This is a genomic window from Streptomyces sp. URMC 127 (assembly GCF_051386535.1).
In the GTDB taxonomy this organism is placed as follows: Bacteria; Actinomycetota; Actinomycetes; order Streptomycetales; family Streptomycetaceae; genus Streptomyces.
In genome coordinates this window covers 1-1,395 of record NZ_JBPQTW010000441.1, presented here as the reverse complement: position 1 = coordinate 1,395, position 1,395 = coordinate 1, and the positions used below count along the sequence as shown (strand labels likewise).

2 protein-coding genes are annotated in these 1,395 nt (G+C 71.4%); one reads left to right on the top strand and one right to left on the bottom strand.

Features of this window, described 5'->3' with window-relative positions; all coding sequences use genetic code 11:
• Positions 1 to 256 precede the first annotated feature (256 nt).
• A complete protein-coding gene (locus ACSNOH_RS34775) occupies positions 257 to 535 on the bottom strand; it encodes a dsRBD fold-containing protein (RefSeq protein ID WP_436725442.1) in 279 nt (92 codons plus the stop codon).
• 177 nt (positions 536 to 712) lie between these two features.
• Between ACSNOH_RS34775 and ACSNOH_RS34770 the strand changes: the two genes are divergently transcribed.
• A partial coding sequence (locus tag ACSNOH_RS34770; RefSeq protein WP_436725441.1) for a phenylalanine 4-monooxygenase occupies positions 713 to 1,395 on the top strand: 683 nt, incomplete at its 3' end.

Here is a 1,395-nt window from a genome sequence, read left to right as displayed (position 1 = left end):
GGCTGGGGCTTCGGCTGGGGCTTTGGCGGGGGCTTCGGCTGGGGCGACACGATGCCTGCGGCGAGCCCTGCCATCCCCGCCAGCAAGCCGCGCCGGCCGGGGCCGCGCTGCTCCGGCCCCGGCTCGGGCTCTCGAATGGCCATTTCCGTAGTAAAGCCCGGGCCGGGCGGGGAGCGGGCAGGTCGCCACGCCCTGCGTAAGGAAAATGCCCCTGGCGAAAATGCCCCTGGCGAAAGGGAACGTTCCCTTTCCCGTGTCAGGTGGCGAGCGACCCCTTCACCGGTTGATGCGTGTGCGACTCGATGTCGTGCGCAGCGTTGTCGAGCAGCTTGTTGGTGAGGTCCGCGAGAGCGCGGGCCGCCGCGAGTTCGTCGCCGATGGCGGGGTCGTTCTGGTCGGCCGGATTGCACCGGGCGACGCCGTGACCCACCAGCTGCCGTTGCCCGCCCTTGCCGATCAGCGTGGCGTCGGCGGTGACCTTGCGGCCCTCTTCCGTGATGTCGATCTGGGCGTTCCACGCCGTCTTGGTCGTCATGGCAAACCTCCTGTACCAAGGCACCGGGGCACCAGGACGCCGAGCACGTTGCGCGCAGACCGCACACCTGGGCCCACTCTCCACGCTGGCACCGGTACGGGCCGGGCGCATCTTAAGAACCGGAAGACCGGAGCGGTGAGGGTTACTCACTGCTGTCGCCTGGGCACCTTGTGTTCCATGAGTCATGTCTGGTCCCGCACGCCGGTGACGCCCGACGGCCGGCTCGGCACGGCGGCGCAGCATCCCGGGCGGCGCGACAGCCGGTATCTGCAGCGGCGGAACGCCGTGGCACGGCTGGCCCGCGGGCACCGCGTGGGCGACCCCTCCCCGGTCGTGGAGTACACGGAGGAGGAGCACGCGACCTGGCGCACGGTCCACCGCGCGCTCGGCGGGGCGCACCGGGCGTACGCCTGCCGGGAGGCCCTGGAGGCGGCGGAGGCCGCGCCGATCCCGGCCGATCACGTGCCGCAGCACGCGGAGGTCAGTGCGGGGCTGAAGCCGCTGACCGGGTTCGCGTTCACGCTCGCGGGTGGTTTCGTGGAGAACCGGCGCTTCCTGGGCGCCATGGAGAGCGGCTACTTCCACGCCGTGCAGTTCGTCCGCCATCCGTCGGTGCCGCTGTACACGCCCGAACCGGACGTACTCCACGACGTGTTCGGCCACGGCATCCACCTGGCCTCGCCGCGGTTCGCGGAGCTGTACCGCATGTTCGGGCGTACGGCGATGCGCCTCCGTACGCCCGAGGCACTCGACCTCATCAGCCGGGTGTACTGGTTCACGCTCGAATTCGGCGTCATGACGGGGCCGGCGGGGCCGGCGGGGCCGGCGGGATCCAGGAGGTCGGCGGGACCGGGCGGATC

What these genes read in the sequence shown, in the direction of transcription:
- ACSNOH_RS34775 (WP_436725442.1), bottom strand. Translation starts at nt 535, where the DNA reads ATGACGACCAAGACGGCGTGGAACGCCCAGATCGACATCACGGAAGAG.